Here is a 15,926-nt window from a genome sequence, read left to right as displayed (position 1 = left end):
CCCCACAGAGTGACCGCATCTCATGGAAAATACAACAAAACTGATCCGCCTTTCCTCCCGTTCCCGGCTTATGCTTGGCGGAGCCATTTTCTTTGGCGCTCTGGACGCCCTGCTTATTCCCGTCCCTTTCCTGATGGCCTGGCTGATCATGGAACAACTCATGGGCCACGCCGTTCAGGGCAACATCACCACGTTCTTCTGCTATGCGGCGCTGGCCGTTTTTGCCCGTTGGGCCTTTCAGCTCTCCTCCATAGCCCTTTCACACTTCGCGGCCCTGCATGTTTCCACAAACCTGCGCCACAGGCTGTTGACGCATCTGGGCGATTTGCCGCTCCACTGGCATTCCGGGCAGTCCACGGGCGGACTGAAAAAAGTGTTCACAACCGATGTCGGCCAGATCGACGGCTTCATCGCCCATCACATCCCCGACGCCATATCGGCTCTGGTGCTCCCCCTGACGGCGCTTTCCTGCCTGACCTGGATCAACTGGAAACTGGGACTTCTGCTGATTCCGCTCTTTGTGTTGTGCCTGGCGCTTCAGGCGGGCAGCTATGCCGCCATGGGCAAAAACAATATCTGGAAAACCTATAACGAGGCGCTGGAAAATCTCAATGCGGCAGTGGTGGAATTTGTGCGGGGCATGCCCGTGATCAAACTCTTCAACCGGGGCGTGGACTCCTTTGCCAAAATGCGCGAGGCAGTGGAGGCGTTCAGGGAAATCCAGGTGCTGGGCTACAAGGTTTTCGCGCCGCGCTGGGCCATGTTTTCATCGCTGACGGTCATGCCCTTCACCGTGGCGGCCATCGGCGGCGGCATCCTTTACATCACAGGGCATGCCTCCCTGGCGGATGTAACTCTTTTCCTCATGCTCGGCGGCATTTCGCTTTCCCCGCTCACCAAACTGAGCCGCCTGGCGGCCATTGCGGCAGAGGCCGGACAAAGCGTGGCGCGCATACGCGCCGTGTTCGCGGCTCCCGTTGAAAAGCGCGGCACGCTTTCCGCAGGTGCGGCAGGCGCCGCGCGCATAGAAGCGGATAGCCTCTGCGTCCGTTTTGGCGACAAAACCATCCTCCACAATGTCAGCTTCACCGCCGAGCCCGGAACCACAACAGCGGTAGTGGGCGCGAGCGGCTCAGGCAAAAGCACCCTGGCAGCCGTACTGGCGGGCATGGAAGAAATTTCGGTGGGCAGCGTGCGCATAGGCGGTCATGCCCTGGCGGAATTCCCCTCCCCGGAACTGGCGCGTCTTGTTGCTCCTGTATTTCAGGCTCCCCATATCTTTACCGCCACTGTGAGCGAAAACATCGCTCTGGGCATGCCCGCCGCCACGCCTGAAGCCATCACGGCCGCTGCCGCTGCGGCCCGCTGCGACGAGTTCATCAAAGCTCTTCCCAACGGATACGGCACGCGCATTGGCGACGGTGGGGAAACCCACCTCAGCGGCGGCCAGAAACAGCGTATCGCCCTTGCCAGAATGGCCTTGCGCCACCCCCCCATCGTGATTCTGGATGAGGCCACAGCCTATGCCGATGCGGAAAGCGAAGCGGAAATCCAGGCAGCCCTGTCCACCCTGCTGCGCGGGTGTACGGTCGTGGCTGTGGCGCACCGCCTGCACACCATCGCCGGAGCGGATCAGATTCTCGTCATGGACAAGGGAACCATCGCCGAGCGCGGTACACATGAAAGCCTGCTGGCCTGTGACGGCATGTATGCCGCCATGTGGAACGCCCACCACAAGGCCCGTTCGTGGAGCATTGCATCCGGAAAGAAGGACGATCAGAGATGCTGAACATACTTTCAACCCTCGCTGGCGGGCTCGGCTCACTCAAACGGGCGTGCACGCTCAATATGGCCCTCATGGGCGCGCAACAGGCCTCATATGTCGTGGCGTTCTTTCTTCTCCAGACGCTTATGCCTGACGACGGGGGCGGAGCCCTGTCCCGGACCGTCTGGATAGGTCTGCTGGCAGGCCTGGCCGTGGCCTACTGTGTTCTCAACCTGCGCTATCTGCTGGCCGCCTTTACGGGCGCTTACGCCATCAGTTCATCACTGCGCCTGCGCCTATGCACTCACCTGCGGGGGCTTTCCCTGGCTTTTTTCAAGGCGCGCGACACAGGCGAGCTTTCCGCTTCGGTCATCGACGACATAAAAAGCATGGAAACCGTCTTCGGCATGTATCTGTTCGATCTCATTGCCTGCCTGGCGTTTCCGCTGCTTCTCGGCCTTATCATGCTGTTTTTCAGCTGGCAGATCACCGGGGTGCTCCTGCTCTCGGTCATATGCGCCCTGCCCCTGATGCTGCTGGCCTGCCGTGTGACGGCGAGCCAGGGGCACGCTTACCTGAAATCCCGTGATGACGCTTTTGCCTCATTGATGGACTATGTCGGCGGCATACGCGAGCTCAAGGCTGCCGACCTGACCGGCCTGCGCTACACGCCCCTGTACGACAGATGGAAGCAGTACCAGCGGCTGAGCATGAAAATGGAAGGCCAGTACGGCGCCCTTTCCATGGCTTATTCCAGCACCCTCGACCTGGGCTTTCTGGCTACCATGCTGGCCGGGCTTCACCTTGTGGGTTCCGGCGCGGCGAGCATTCCGGCCTTCATGTTCTTTCTGGTGGCAGGCTGCCGCTTTGTGGAACCCATGCAGCAGCTCGGCGTGGTTCTGCCGGAATTGCGGCACGGCATCAGCGCAGCCCAGCGCCTGTACGGCATCATGCAGACGCAGCCCCTGCCCGTGCATGGACACGAATCAGCCAAGGGACATGCCGTGGAATTTGAGAACGTTTCTTTCGACTACGGAAACGGCAGGGTCATCCATAAGGTCTCTTTTTCCATGCCGGAAGGCAGCGTGACCGCCCTGGTGGGCCATTCCGGCAGCGGCAAAAGCACCCTGGCCCATCTTCTGCTGCGGTTCTGGGATGTTGAGGAAGGCAGAATCACCCTTGGCGGCGCGAACATCCGTGCCGTGAAGCCGGAAGAGCTTTACGCCCACTTCAGCGTCGTCTTTCAGGACGTGTACCTTTTTGACGACACGGTATGCAGCAACATCCGCATGGCGCGGCCCGAGGCCGCTTTTGAAGAGGTGGTGGAGGCCGCCCGCAAGGCGCGCTGCCACGATTTTATCGAGCAACTTGAACATGGGTATGACACGCGCATCGGCGAAGGCGGCGCGCTGCTTTCCGGCGGTGAGAAACAGCGCATCTCCATTGCGCGGGCCATCCTCAAAAACGCCCCTGTCGTCATTCTGGATGAGGCCACGGCCTCGCTGGACCCGGAAAACGAACTGCACATTCAGGAGGGACTGAATTCCCTGCTGGCAGGGAAAACCTTGCTGGTCATCGCCCACCGCCTTGAAACCATACGCAATGCCGACGCCATTCTGGTGCTGGAGCAGGGTCGGATATGCGAAAGTGGAACACATGCGGCCCTGCTGGATCTGAAAGACGGCGTCTATGCCCGTCTATGGCGTCATCAGAACACGCTTAAAACATGGCAACTGCCGTCAGGCGGGGACAGCTCGCCCGGCACGGCCGGCCTGACCATATGAAAGGACTGTCAATGAGCAAGGGCCTTGCATCAATGCGCGCGGCACTGATAGCCGCTAAGCAGCGTGTACGGCGGCGTCCGAAAACAGCAGTTGCGGCAGCGCTGGCGCTGCTTGTTCTGTGCGTTCTGCTGCTCCCCGAAGCTGCGCCCCGACCTCAGGTGCGTGGTACGGGCATGGTCGGCAAGGGGACGCTGCGCAAGGAGTTTTCCGTAACAGGGATAATAAAGCCCGAAGAAGGCGCGGAAGTTAAAACAGGAAGCCGTTTTACAGGGGTCATCCAGACGCTGAACGTCAAACTGGGAGATCCGGTAACAAAAGGACAGATCATCGCAGAACTGGACGCCCGCGAACAAAAGGCCGAATGCCTCAAACTTGAGGCCACGTTGCGCAAACTCCGGGCCGAACTGGAAATCGCCGAGCAGACCTACCCTCTGCAAATAATGGAAACAGAAGCTCTTATGGCTTCGGCCAAGGCCGAAAGGGATTATACGCAACGCAATCTCAAGCGTATGTCCTCGCTGGCCAAAGTATCGGGAGTTTCGCAGAACGATGCGGAAAAAGCCCGTCAGGCGGCTGAGATGGCGACGGCGCTTTTCGCGCAGCACCAGACCGCCCGGCGGCGGCTGGAAGCGGAATACGGCCTTCGCACGGCCTATCTGAAAGAAGCCATAGCCGAATCCGAGGCGGAGCTTGTTTCCGCCGACGCCAGACTTTCGTACGCGACCATCATAAGCCCAATGGACGGCGTTGTCAGCGAGATTACCGCTCAGGAAGGGGAAACCCTGGTTGCCGGGTTTCAGGTAGCCTACCTTGTGACGGTGCTTGACCCCCGCCGTATGGAATTGCGCATGTTTGTCGACGAAAACGATATAGGCCAGGTCGGCGTGGGCTCGCGCGTGACGTTTACCGTCGAGGCCTTTCCCGACAAGACCTTCGGGGGAGTGGTGGACCTGATCCATCCAGGCCCGGAAATCCGCAACAACATTGTTTACTACCGCGCCCTCGTTCGCCTCGCGCCCGAGACAGCTTTGCAGCTGCGGCCTGAAATGACCGCGCGGTGCAACATTCTTGTCGCTGAAAAAGACGATGCTCTTCTTGTTCCCAATACGGCCTTCAAATGGCTGGGGGACAAAAGGGTTGTATTTGTGGTCGACGGCGACAGCGTGCGGCCTGTCACTGTACGCACGGGCCTTGCCGGGCTCAGCAATACCGAAGTCGTCGAAGGGCTGGCCCAAGGGCAGACAGTGGCTACAAGCCTTGACCTGCCGACGCCGCTGCCCAAGGAGTGGCTGCAATGAGCGCGGCGGCGACAGCGCCGCCCGGCGCGGAGCATATGCCCGTCAGGCTTGAGCATGTGAGCAAGACCTTTGCGCGGGACGGGCTTGAAACCAGAGTGCTGCATGACATCAGCCTCGAAGTCCCGCCTGGCGATTTTATCGCCCTTACCGGCAGCTCCGGTTCCGGAAAGTCCACCCTGCTGTATATCATCGGTCTTCTGGAACAGGCCACGGGCGGTTCTTACCTTCTGATGGGGCATGACGCCACGGCCCTGGACGACACGGCGGCCAGCGCCTTTCGCAACAGCCTGTTCGGTTTCGTTTTTCAGAGTTTTTTTCTCATTCCCTACGCAAGCGCCCTGGACAACGTGCTGCTGCCCGGCGTTTACAGCGATAAACCGGGAAACGAGCTGCGCCGGAGGGCTGAACTGCTGCTGGAACAGGTTGGGCTTGCGGACAGGATGCACCATATGCCGGGGCAGCTCTCCGGGGGGCAGCAGCAACGCGTGGCCCTGGCAAGAGCCTTGCTTAACAGTCCCGCCATCCTCCTTGCCGACGAGCCCACAGGACAGCTCGACACAGCCACCAGCCGCGCCATTCTGGATCTGCTGGGGAACATCAACGCCTCGGGCACAACCATCATCATGGTAACCCACAGCAGGGAAACTGCCGCCGCGGCCACACGCCGCATCGCCATGCGCGACGGCAGAATCTTCCCGCATCACACGGCATGAACCTGCGCCAGACATACCGCATATTCAGGCAGGCAGGCCTTTCCATAAGAGCCTGCTGGGCCAGCAGCCTGTTCATCGCCGGGGCCATCAGCCTGGGCATAGCCGCACTGACCGTAATTCTGGCGTCAATAGAAGGCGCGGAGCGCAAGGCCGAGGAACTGGCCGTCAAATTCGGCCCCACGGCCATCAACATTATTGGCGGCAACCTTGTCGAGCAGGCCATGAACCAGCGCCCTATGACCCTCACCTGGGAGGACGCGCGCCGTATCGGCGAAATCATGCCCGGCGTCGCGCGCGTTGCCCCCCTGCTGCTGAAAAGCAATGTGGCCATACAGGGAGGCGGGCTGCGCCACACTGTGGACACGCTTGCCGGATCGGGCGCGTGGCACGGCCTTTCGTGGGGCTGGTATCTTGCAGAAGGCAGGGATTTTACCGAGGACGATCTGCAGCATGCCGAAAATGTATGCTTTCTCGGCGCGGCCACAGCCGAGAGACTCTTCGGCGGGCAAAGTCCGCTTGGGCGCATGGTGGTTGCCGAAGGCGTGCCTCTGACGGTAATCGGCGTATTGTCGCGACAGGGGCTCGTTTCAGGCGATGTGGAGTTTGACGACAGAGTTACCGTGCCCATCACCACAATGATCCGCCGGTTCAACCTTTCGCGCCAGTACCTGACGCAGCTGCGCGTGGCGTTTCCTGAAACCAGCGGCCCGGCAGCCATGGCCTCATACCGGGAACAGATGGGCTCCCTGCTGCGGCGCCTGCACAACCTGCCGCCCGGCGCCCCTGATGATTTTCTGCTGGTAACCATGCAGGACATCATGCAGTTCGTTGATGTGGTCAAGGGCAGCATTGTGATTTTTCTCGGCCTGGTAGCTGTTGTCACTATGGTTGTCGGCGGATTTACCCAGGCCAACCTGTTCTACCTTGCCGTATCGGACAGAAGCGAGGAAATCGGCCTCAGAAAAGCCCTGGGGGCTTCGCACCAAGCCATATTCCGACAATTTCTGCTGGAAGCGTTGCTGCTGAGTTGTGGCGGGGCGCTGCTGGGACTCGGGCTGGGGGCTGCTTTTGGCGGGCTGCTCAGCCGCTTCGGCCTGCTGCACATCCGCCTTTCACCCTTTGTCTTTACGGCGGGCGTGCTTGTGGCCTGCGCCATCGGCTGCATCTTCGGCGTCCGCCCGGCCAGGGTCGCTGCCGGGCTGCCGCCGGTAACGGCCCTCAAGGGAAACGTATGATCCCTGACGCAATACGTTCAACTCACGTGCGGCAAGGCATGAAGAACTATGCCCGACTGCGCCGGAGCGTCCTTGCCATACGCATGATCTGGTCCGTGCTGATGCGGCACAAACTGCGCACCACGCTGGCCACCTTGGGCGTGTTTATGGGGGCCATGCTGCTCACCTGCATCCTGCATGTGCTTGAGTCCGTTCACCTGAAGCTGAAAAATGAAGCAGAAGGGCTTGGAGCCAACCTTGTGACTGTCGCCGCCGGCCCTGTGGACTTTGTTCGCCTCGTGAATGAAGCCGAAGAGACTTCCGAATCCTCGAAAGCCGCTCCGGGCGGGAACCAAACCAGCATATCAGAAAACGCAAAAACCACAGAGCGGCAAAGCGCCTCTTCGCCGCCACCCAAGGCCGCCACACTGACCGAAGCAGACATCACGGCTCTGGTGGAAGGACTCCCTCAGGTTGTCCAGGGCGTTCCCTTCATACTTGCCAGCGGCCAGGCGGGCAGCGGACTGCGGCGCAGCAGCTGCCAGATGCTGGGCACCACGAGCGCCTTCCCGGAACTGCGCCGCTTCAGGCCAGAACATGGACGTTTTTTCAGCGATGACGAGGCCCTTGAGGGCGCGCGGGTCTGCCTGCTCGGCAACTCCCTGGCAAAATGGCTTTTCTCCAGCCCGGAAGCGGCATTGGGGGAGACAGTTCGCGTGGAAAAAAGCCGCCTGCGTGTCATAGGCGTTATGGAGGAAAAAGGAATGGACCCCAGTGGGCTGCGCATGGACGAACTGCTTATCCTTCCCATAGCGTCCTACATAAGAAGTACGGGCAGACAGGAGCATATTTCCGGGGCATGGCTGGCGCTTCGAGACAGGAACGATCTTGAATCCCTGAAAAATTCCATCGACACACTGCTGCGGGAGCGCCATCGCCTGCCGCCCGGCAAGAACGATTTCACGCTGACAATGGGTGATCAGGTTGACGAACTTGTGGGCAACGCCCTGCGGCTTGTCCGCACGCTGGGGATCATCGGTTCCGGCCTGTCTTTCGCTATCGGCACGCTGGGTATTCTGTCCATCATGACCCTGCTTGTCCGGTCGCGCAGACTGGAAATAGGCATACGTCGCGTGGCGGGTGCGACCCGGCGGCAGATATTGCTTCAGTTTATGGGCGAGGCCGCGTTCATGAGCGCGGCCGGAGGCTTTCTGGGCGTTTGTTCGGCCCTGGCATTCTGCCTGTTTTTGGCTGCATCGGGGGCGCTTCCACCCTATTTCAGCCTGCCCATCTCACTGGGAGTATTCGCGCTTTCGACCTGCTGTGGCATTCTGGCGGGGACCTATCCGGCGTGGAAGGCCGCCCGCACCAACGTGTTACAGGCACTGAGGGCAGACTGAAACCGTAGCAGCATCCACGTCGCACGTATCCCGCACTATCATCGCGCAAAGCAATGTTCCTGTGCGCACTGTGGCGGAAATCCGGTTTCGTGGCGCCTCGCAGCATTGTTTTCGTGGCGGCATTCCGTCGCCATTCCAGTTCCGAAGTGCCGTGCGGCGCGAAGGAACAGGAATCACCGCGGCCACGCGCCGTCCAATATTTTCCGAGGAGCATATGCCGACATCTAAAAGCAGGTTTGAACGCATTGAATCTCTTTTTTCAGGCCTTATGGCAGATGAAGCGGAACCTCGCGCCTCTGCAAGCGTCACGAAAGGCCCAAACATCAGGCACGTCATGCCTCTTACTTCCGCCGCACTGGCCCGGAACTGGGACGTCCTTAAAAAATGCACGTCTCTTGATGCGGACGACCAGCAGTGCCTCGCGGATGACGAAACCTGCCGCCGTATCAAAGTCTATTCAAAAAACATCGAAAACTGCGTGGGGACACTGAAAATACCTGTGGGAGTGGCTGGCCCCCTGCGCATCCACGGCCTGTTCGCCAGGGGCGATTTCTATATTCCTCTGGCCACCACGGAAGCCGCCCTTGTGGCGTCATATCACAGGGGTTCCCGCCTGATCACTGCCGCCGGAGGTTGCTCGACGCTGATACATGATTCGGCGGTGTCCCGGTCTCCGGGCTTTATTTTCCGTAATATGCAGGAAGCCCGCTCGTTCGCCCAGTGGGCCGTAAAGCACTTTGAAACATTTTGCGCCGAAGCGGCCAGAACAACGCGCCACGGCAAGCTTGTGGACATGCGGGTCACCTTTGAAGGCAACCATGTTTACATAAATCTGGATTTTTACACGGGCGAGGCCGCCGGACAGAACATGGTCACCATCGCCGCGGCGGCAGTGGTGGGCTGGATACGTAAACATTCTCCCGTCAAACCTGTACGGAGCTATGTTGAAGCCAACCTGTCCGGCGACAAAAAGGCTACATGGCTTTCCCTGCTGTCTGTACGGGGCAAGAAGGTCACTGTGGAAGCATCCCTGCCCGATGCGCTGGTGAGGCGCTATTTGCATGTTTCCGCAAAAGATATGCAACAGGTCTGGATGATGACTGCAATGGGCGGAATCATGAGCGGCGCTATGGGCATTCAGGCCCATTTTTCCAACGGGCTGGCGGCCCTGTATCTGGCTACGGGACAGGACGCCGCCTGCGTTTCCGAATCCAGCGTCGGCGTCACGAGAATGGAAGTGGAGGACAACGGCAACCTGTACGTGACGCTCACCCTGCCCAACATCATTGTGGGAACCGTGGGCGGCGGCACCAAACTGCCTTCGCAGGCCGTGGGGTTGAAGATGCTTCAGCTTGCCGGCAGGGGCCAGTCCTTTGCGCTGGCAGAGGTTTGCGCCGCCACGTGCCTTGCCGGCGAACTGTCGCTTCTCGCCGCAGTGGCTTCCGACCATTTCGCGGCAGCTCACGAACGCCTGGCCCGTTGAAAGGCTGCCGCCTGATGTGGAAACAGGCATCTCCCTACCGAGGTGCGCACAGTGGGAGATGCCTGTAAACGCCAGCAAATGCGGCTAGCAACATCCAGGACATGCAGAATAAAAACAGCCTACCCTGGCATGCTGAGACGGGTAATAATGTCTTTCTGCCTGAGAATAAATTTGCCGGGCGTGCAGCCATAGTGCTTGCGGAACGCCGTGATGAAATGGCTCACATTGGTATAACCCGCCTCCCATGCGCACTGGCTGACGTTGGATTCGCCATCCAGAAAACGCTTGTAGGCATGATTGACGCGACAAAACTGCACGTACCCGCTGACGGTCATACCGAAAAGCTGCTTGAATCCCTTTTTCAGCTTGTATTCATTGAGGATGAACATTTTGCTCAATTCCTGCAATGACGGCGGGTGTTCAAAAGAGCTCTCAAGCCGGTGCTTAACAAGGGTCAGCTGCGCCATATCCTGCTGGCTGAGAAGCATCGGCGCTGCCGCACCAGACAGCTTTTGCAGAGATTCAAGCGCAAGGGCAAGAAATTCAAGGCATGCTCCCCGCCTGTACATGTCTTTTGCCTGCCCTTTGACAGGCGGCAGGATCAGCCGCCTGCCTGCCTCCAGCAACAGCAGCGGAGCCGTCACCACCTGAATGTGCAGCTTCTTGCGGTCAGACGTTCTGAGCAGCCAGGGCTGCGCCGGATTTTTGCCGTACAGGCGCTCCAGCGTCTCAAAGCTTATGCAGATGTTGACCATCGAGAGTTCGCCCCGCTGAAAGACGGACTCTCCCCGCACAGTAGAATAGTGATATACCGCGAGCTGATTTTGCCCTTGGGCGACCACATCCGGTGGGTCCGATTCGATGTATGTCGTGACCAGACCGGCAAGGCACAATGAAAAAACAAGGAGACGCGCCTGGCTTGAAGGTATCTCCGTGGCGAACCGTACCCGTAATTCATTTTTTAAAATGTTGTGTGGCAATACCTCAAGAAAAACGTCCGGAAATGGCTGGCTTCTTTCGGAAACAACGCCAGCTGCGCCATCTTTGTCCCGGCTGTAGGTCAGGCCTTTTTCCCGGGGAAAGTACTTGGAAACCTGTTCCGTGCACATATTCATGACATCACCCCCAACTTGTCCCTTATGGCACCCTTTTCAGTGTCTACATACGCAGCTGATACCATTAGTTACGGATTTTGTAAAAATTGAATTTCAATTTCATATAATTCCTGATAATTATCAATTTTTCAAGTATATTAGTGAGCAGAATATAAAATAGTTCTTATGTGCCTGCTTACGCTCAGAACACCACACGGCAGACACAGGATCTGATCCGTCTATCCTGGCAGTCGCTTCTGCGGAGGAAAAAGGCGAACCGCCGAGTACTGTTCTCCGTAACCGTAACCAAGGGCCGTCGTGAATGCCGGGAGGCAAAAAGCAGCCCTGCCAAAGAAAGTTCAAACCATACCGCACTGGCGAAGCTTCAACCGAAGCGCCATTTCATTTTACCGCCGTGGCATGAGGATTGGCGACGCTCAATGATACTTGAGCACAATGAATCATATTCAAGACTCTTCAACCCTGCTCATCCATTGTCGTACAAGGCAGACGCCTCATGCCAAAAGCGCGCGCCTGCGGCCATTGACACCATACCCCCATACGGTATTGTGATCAAAAAAATGAAGGTGGAAGCATGAGCGACTGTATGGATGTCGAGGCTGTTGCCAAACGGCTGCGGCGTATTGAGGGCCAGATCAAAGGCATTATAAAAATGGTCGAGCATGGCAGGCCTTGTGAGGACGTTCTTATTCAGATCGGCGCGGCCAAGTCTGCCCTGCACAAAGCAGGACAGGTGGTTCTTGAGGGCCATATGCAGCATTGCGTCCTGGATGGCGTCAAGAACGGAAATGAAGCCGAGGTCCTGAAACGGCTGACATCGGCCATTGAGCAGTTTTCCAGAATTGTTTGACTTTATAATATATGCGGCGCCGCCGCATATATTTTTTGCAACAGTTCATATACCTAATAGGGGTATATAGTATATAAAACAGCCACCTTTTATACCGCAAAAAGGAAGCGCTCTTCATGAAAACGCTCTTCAACTGCCTGTCCGGAACACGCATGACCCTGCTGGGAGGAGCATTTCTGGCCGCCAGTCTGGTGATCCTGTTGGGGAATATTTCTGTGCCGCTGGATCCGGCCTGGGTTACGGTTTTTATTTGCGGCTTTCCCTTGGTTTATCTCGCCCTGACCCGCGTCTTTTTTGAGCGCCGTATCACATCCGCCCTGCTTATCTCCATAGCCATGTTCGCGTGCATATATATTGGGGAATTGTTCGCCGCCGGCGAGGTAGCGTTCATTATGGCTGTCGGCGCCATTCTGGAAGAAAGAACCGTAGAAAAGGCCAAAAAAGGGATAAAGGAATTAATCAGTCTCGTGCCTTTGCAGGGCCGCAGGCTTACGTGCCACGGCGAAACCATAAATGAGGAAATGATCGCTGTTGAAAGTATTCGTTGCGGCGACCTGCTGCGGATTTTGCCGGGTGAAACCATCCCTGTGGACGGAACTATCCGCAGGGGCAACACATCCATAGACCAGTCAGCCATGACCGGTGAATTTCTGCCAGTGGACAAAGCCGTGGGGGAAGACGTCTTCAGCGGTACAATCAACCGTTTCGGGACGATTGATATTGAAGCTGCCAGGATTGGCGAGGATTCTTCTCTACAAAAACTTGTCAGCATGGTGCAGGAAGCGGAAAACAGTAAAGCGCCCATGCAGCGCATTGTGGACAAGTGGGCCGCATGGCTTGTTCCCATAGCAATGATAATTGCCATGGGCGCATACGCCATCACAAACGATATCGTGCGGGCTGTTACCGTTCTTGTGGTATTCTGCCCCTGCGCTCTGGCGCTGGCGACTCCCACGTCCATCATGGCTGCCATTGGTCAGGCCACCAGGCAGGGCGTTTTGATTAAATCCGGTGAAGCCTTGGAGAATATGGGCAAGGTTGACCGCATAGCTTTTGACAAAACCGGAACACTCACCCACGGCACGCTGGTTGTCAGCGACATCATCTCCTTCCTGCCTGAAAAAACGCCTCACGACCTGATGCAACTTGCCGCTTCGGTGGAAGCTCTGTCAGAACACCCGCTTGGCAAGGCTATGGTGGCTCATGCCAGAGAAAAGAATATTTCTCTGGCAAAGGCAGACGGCTCCATCATGACCCCCGGCAAGGGGATCAGCGCCACTGTCGGCGGCGTCAGCGCGCTTATGGGGAACATCGGCTACTTGCAGGACAATGCTGTAGATGTGGATAAAAGCGCTGCCGCCACTCTGGAAAACCTGCGCAAGCAGGGCAAGGCAGTGATTTTAGTCGCCCTTGATGGCGTCTGCGCCGGTGCAGTGGCATTTTCGGACACATTACGGACCAACGCGCAAGATATGGTGAAAAAACTACATGATATGGGAACAGGCCTTGTGCTTCTGACTGGCGACCATGCCCAAACGGCCAGCTACTTTTCCGAACGGGCCGGCATTGACCTTGTTTACTCCGAACTGCTTCCGGCGCAGAAGGTTGAACACATCAGAACATTGCAGCAACAAGGCCATGTTGTGTGCATGATAGGTGATGGCGTGAATGACGCCCCGGCGTTAAAAACCGCTGATGTTGGCGTGGCGATGGGTTCTATGGGCAGCGATATTGCCATCGACGCGGCCGATATGGCGCTGATGGGCGACGACATTACAAAAATTCCCTACCTTAAGCGCCTTTCCGATGCCACGGTCAATACCATCAAATTCAACATCACTCTGTCGATGGCAATCAACCTTGTCGCCATCAGCATGTCGGTCATGGGCTTGCTCAATCCCATAACGGGGGCCCTCGTACACAACGCCGGCTCCGTTCTGGTTGTGCTCAATGCCGCCCGTCTGTACGAACGAAAGCTGATGCCCACCGCTATGTAGCTGCATCAGTAGCTAATCTGACCCCATACAGCCGCAACCCGGAGCGGATAGAGCAATAACCGATACGGCTCAATAATCTTGACGGAAAGGCATTAACAAACTAAAATAGAATTTAAATTTCTATTTCATCATTGTCAGATTAGGCCATGTTCCCGCGTGCAGTTTACACATTAAAAATAAGTCTGTTACCCGATGTGTAGACTTCACGCGCGCGCATGAACAGTTCGAACTGGGTTAACTCAGTAAGCTCTCCAGCTTAATCTGACAGCGCTGTTTCCATTTTAAAATTCGAGAAAGGGGAAGAAGAGTGAATTCTATGATTGAGGCCGTATTGCAGGCCACACTTATTTCAAAGTGCGTGTTGGTGCTGCTGCTGTTTATGTCTGTAGCCAGCTGGGCGTATATGTGCGGCAAATGGTTCACGCTGCGCGCAGCACAGAACCGTACCAAAAACGGACTTGTGGCCTTTGACGATGCTGCGGATCTGAGCCAGGCACTGCCCGCGATGGAGGCTGACAGGCAGTCCCCCCTGTACGGCATCACCCGCCGTGCCGTACGTGAGTATAACCGCCTTACACGCACGGGCGATACTGATCGCCTGCTTAATGACAACGTACGCCGCGCGCTGCATTTTGCCATTGCAGAAGAAGTCGCACGGCTCAAATCCTCACTGGCTCTGTTGGCCACCGCCGCCAATACGGCTCCATTCATCGGCCTGTTTGGCACAGTGTGGGGAATCATGCATTCCTTTACGGCCATAGCCCAGATGAAGAGCGTTTCGCTGGCGACAGTGGCCCCCGGTATCGCCGAGGCGCTTATTGCCACGGCGGTCGGCCTGTTTGTGGCCATACCTGCTGTGTGCGGCTACAACGTGTTCAGGGCAAAGCTGGCTTACATTGAGGGTGTGTGCATCAACTACGCCGGGCAATTGCTCAATCGGCTGCAGCACGAAGCGCCGGGATACAGCAAGGGCATCAGCTTTGCCGAGGAGCGCTGATCATGGCCGCATCCACAGACGATGATTTTGTCGCCGACATCAACGTGACCCCCTTCGTGGACGTCATGCTGGTGCTGCTGATCATCTTTATGGTCACGGCCCCGATGATGACCGAAGGGCTTGATGTGGCCCTGCCCAAGGTGGATACTTCAGAGGTTTTGCCCACTGAGGATGATCACATCATCCTGACCATCAAGTCCAACGGGGCTCTGTACCTTGACGAGTATGAAACTGGGCTGGCCGACCTGCCCGAAGTGCTTACCGCACGTGTGAAGAACGCCGGACGTCAGCTTTTTGTGCGCGCAGACAAAGACGTGCCGTACGGCATGGTCATGCACGTTATGGATCGCGTGCGCGGTGCGGGCGTCAGCGACGTGGGCCTTGTGACCACATCCCTGCCCGACGACGCCTCCGGCGCGGAAACCGGGGGGGCAGCGACTCCCGGCAGCAAGAAGGACAATCTGCAATGAAGGTGGGCGCTCGTGGCATGACCCTGTTCTTTTCCCTGAGCATGCATTTTCTGCTGCTGGGCGGCTTTGTGTTTCTTGCCAGGGAAGCTCCAAACAACGCGGAAAGAGTGTACCGTGTGGCCCTGGCCGAGTTTGCCCCGGCCCCCGCTCTGACGCCTCCCCCCCCAACAGCGGTTGAGCCGCCAGCACCGCCCCCGCCGCCGGAACCCCAAAAGTCGGAAGTTCAGCCCCAAAAGCTGGAAACACCAAAGCCGGATGTGAAAAAGATCAGCCCCAAAAAGAGCGACAAGCCCGTGCCCAAGGAGCAGGCAGCCACTCCGCCCCCGCCGCCATCTGTTCCCGCTGGCCCCCAGCCGCGTACAGTAGGTGGATTCAGCGCCTATGAGAGTGATACGCTGGATCAACGCCCGAGCATTACCCGGCGCGTTGAGCCTGAATACCCCACCAAGGCCCGGCGCATGAACGTGCAGGGGTCCGTCAAGGTGCGCCTTGTGGTGGATTCTTCCGGCCAGCCCCGTAACTGCGAAGTTATCAGCGCGACGCCGGACGGCTATTTTGAAGAGGCCGCCCTCACTGCCGCAAGAAACATGCGTTTTGCCCCCGGAAAACTCAAAGGGCAACCGGTAAACACGTTGGTGGTGCTGCCCTTCGCTTTTCGGCTGAGATAGAGCTTTTTTTCAACATTCGCTTTGGATGTTCAAAAAATATCTGTGCTAGGTTGTGTCTACACGAGTTTTTGGTTATAAGAGAGCACCATATGCGGAGGGTGCTTTCATGAAAAACGTACAGCGGCGACACGACTTATCCGATGAAGCTTGGGCTCTCCTGGAACCCCACCTG

General features: G+C 57.6%; 13 protein-coding genes. 12 read left to right on the top strand and 1 reads right to left on the bottom strand.

Annotated features, from left to right (window positions below; genetic code table 11):
- The first annotated feature begins 22 nt into the window (after positions 1-22).
- The 7 genes from BCS36_RS00835 (at position 23) to BCS36_RS00805 (ending at position 9,657) form a co-directional block, all read left to right on the top strand.
- A complete protein-coding gene (locus BCS36_RS00835; RefSeq protein ID WP_291301043.1) occupies positions 23-1,789 on the top strand; it encodes an ABC transporter ATP-binding protein in 1,767 nt (588 codons plus the stop codon).
- Complete coding sequence (locus tag BCS36_RS00830) at positions 1,783-3,549, top strand: ABC transporter ATP-binding protein (RefSeq protein WP_291301042.1); 1,767 nt, start codon at positions 1,783-1,785, stop codon at positions 3,547-3,549. The genes BCS36_RS00835 and BCS36_RS00830 overlap by 7 nt, the downstream gene beginning before the upstream one ends.
- Positions 3,550-3,560: 11 nt before the next feature.
- Positions 3,561-4,847: an efflux RND transporter periplasmic adaptor subunit gene (locus tag BCS36_RS00825; RefSeq protein ID WP_291301041.1), complete on the top strand. Its 1,287-nt coding sequence runs from the start codon at positions 3,561-3,563 to the stop codon at positions 4,845-4,847.
- Positions 4,844-5,560, top strand: coding sequence for an ABC transporter ATP-binding protein (locus BCS36_RS00820; protein ID WP_291301040.1), 717 nt, complete (start codon positions 4,844-4,846; stop codon positions 5,558-5,560). Before BCS36_RS00825 ends, BCS36_RS00820 begins: the two co-directional genes overlap by 4 nt.
- Positions 5,557-6,795 (top strand): ABC transporter permease, encoded by a 1,239-nt coding sequence (locus tag BCS36_RS00815; protein ID WP_291301039.1) that lies wholly within the window; start codon positions 5,557-5,559, stop codon positions 6,793-6,795. Before BCS36_RS00820 ends, BCS36_RS00815 begins: the two co-directional genes overlap by 4 nt.
- A 38-nt stretch (positions 6,796-6,833) precedes the next feature.
- Positions 6,834-8,174 (top strand): ABC transporter permease, encoded by a 1,341-nt coding sequence (locus BCS36_RS00810; RefSeq protein WP_291301038.1) that lies wholly within the window; start codon positions 6,834-6,836, stop codon positions 8,172-8,174.
- Between the two features lie 334 nt (positions 8,175-8,508).
- A complete protein-coding gene (locus tag BCS36_RS00805) occupies positions 8,509-9,657 on the top strand; it encodes a hydroxymethylglutaryl-CoA reductase (protein ID WP_291301037.1) in 1,149 nt (382 codons plus the stop codon).
- A gap of 119 nt (positions 9,658-9,776) precedes the next feature.
- Here BCS36_RS00805 and BCS36_RS00800 read toward each other — a convergent pair whose 3' ends face one another.
- Positions 9,777-10,772: an AraC family transcriptional regulator gene (locus tag BCS36_RS00800; protein ID WP_291301036.1), complete on the bottom strand. Its 996-nt coding sequence runs from the start codon at positions 10,770-10,772 to the stop codon at positions 9,777-9,779.
- Positions 10,773-11,346: 574 nt separating this feature from the next.
- Between BCS36_RS00800 and BCS36_RS00795 the strand changes: the two genes are divergently transcribed.
- The 5 genes from BCS36_RS00795 to BCS36_RS00775 all read left to right on the top strand — a co-directional run bounded on the left by BCS36_RS00795 (position 11,347) and on the right by BCS36_RS00775 (position 15,754).
- On the top strand, positions 11,347-11,622 hold the full coding sequence (locus BCS36_RS00795; RefSeq protein WP_291301035.1) for a metal-sensing transcriptional repressor: 276 nt from the start codon (positions 11,347-11,349) through the stop codon (positions 11,620-11,622).
- A gap of 116 nt (positions 11,623-11,738) precedes the next feature.
- Positions 11,739-13,619, top strand: a complete 1,881-nt coding sequence (locus tag BCS36_RS00790) for a cation-translocating P-type ATPase (protein ID WP_291301034.1) — start codon at positions 11,739-11,741, stop codon at positions 13,617-13,619.
- Between the two features lie 307 nt (positions 13,620-13,926).
- Positions 13,927-14,616 carry a MotA/TolQ/ExbB proton channel family protein gene (locus BCS36_RS00785; RefSeq protein ID WP_291301033.1) on the top strand — a complete coding sequence of 230 codons (690 nt, stop codon included), beginning with the start codon at positions 13,927-13,929 and terminating at the stop codon, positions 14,614-14,616.
- A gap of 2 nt (positions 14,617-14,618) precedes the next feature.
- Positions 14,619-15,086 (top strand): protein TolR, encoded by a 468-nt coding sequence (gene tolR, locus BCS36_RS00780; protein ID WP_291301032.1) that lies wholly within the window; start codon positions 14,619-14,621, stop codon positions 15,084-15,086.
- A gap of 17 nt (positions 15,087-15,103) precedes the next feature.
- Positions 15,104-15,754 carry an energy transducer TonB gene (locus BCS36_RS00775; RefSeq protein WP_291301031.1) on the top strand — a complete coding sequence of 217 codons (651 nt, stop codon included), beginning with the start codon at positions 15,104-15,106 and terminating at the stop codon, positions 15,752-15,754.
- Positions 15,755-15,926 lie beyond the last annotated feature (172 nt).

This window comes from Desulfovibrio sp. MES5 (assembly GCF_002237645.1).
Taxonomy (GTDB): domain Bacteria; phylum Desulfobacterota; class Desulfovibrionia; order Desulfovibrionales; family Desulfovibrionaceae; genus Desulfovibrio.
This window is presented reverse-complemented; position numbering and strand designations above follow the sequence as displayed.